Annotated in this window: 1 protein-coding gene; it reads right to left on the reverse strand. The window is 62.8% G+C overall.

Translation table 11 applies throughout. From position 1 onward, the window contains the following. On the reverse strand, positions 1-716 hold a 716-nt coding region (istA, locus tag ACZIRK_RS45345; protein WP_474419862.1), incomplete at both ends, for an IS21 family transposase.

The following is a 716-nucleotide window of genomic DNA, read 5'->3' on the forward strand; positions in this document are numbered from 1 at the left end:
GGGGGGGCGTGGCGACCACATCAGCGGTGCGCAGGATCAAGATCGGTGTGTCGCGATGGGGATCGGTGATCCGCGGCACTTTCCGATGCCCTGCGGCGACCCGGCGCTGATGTCGGCCCTCCAGCACAGGGTGCACGGCGACCAGGGCACCGTCTTCGAATATCCGAACTTCATCGGCAAGCGTATGCACTTCGACGACCCGCTTCCGGGTCGCGTCGGGAACGCTGTAAAGATTGCCGCCGACGCTCACCATGCCTTCATGCGAGACCCGCCGTTCCAGCTTGAGGACCGAGCGGAAGGGTGCCAGCGGCAGCATTTTGAGATGCACCTTCTCCTCGGCGAAGGCGTCGTTGACGACACGCTGGGTCGTGGCGTGTAGACGCGGATTGGCCACCGTATCCAGCCAATGGCGCAATTGCGCGTTCAGGTCATCGAGATTGCGGAACGAGCGGGCGAGGAAGAAGTCCTCGCGGATATAGCGATAGGGTCGCTCGACCTTTCCCTTTGTTTTAGCCCGATACGGACGGCAGGCCTTGGGTTGGAAGCCATAGTGTCGCGCGAAGTCGACCAGCGCCCGGTTGTAGACGATGCTGCCGCCGGCGTCGCCGATGACGGCAGTCTTCATGCGGTCGTAAAGGATCTCATGGGGGATGCCACCGATCGCCTCGAATGCCGCCATATGGCAGCGCAGAACCGTCTGCATGTCCTGGTGCAGG

Source organism: Bradyrhizobium sp. Leo114, from assembly GCF_055229415.2.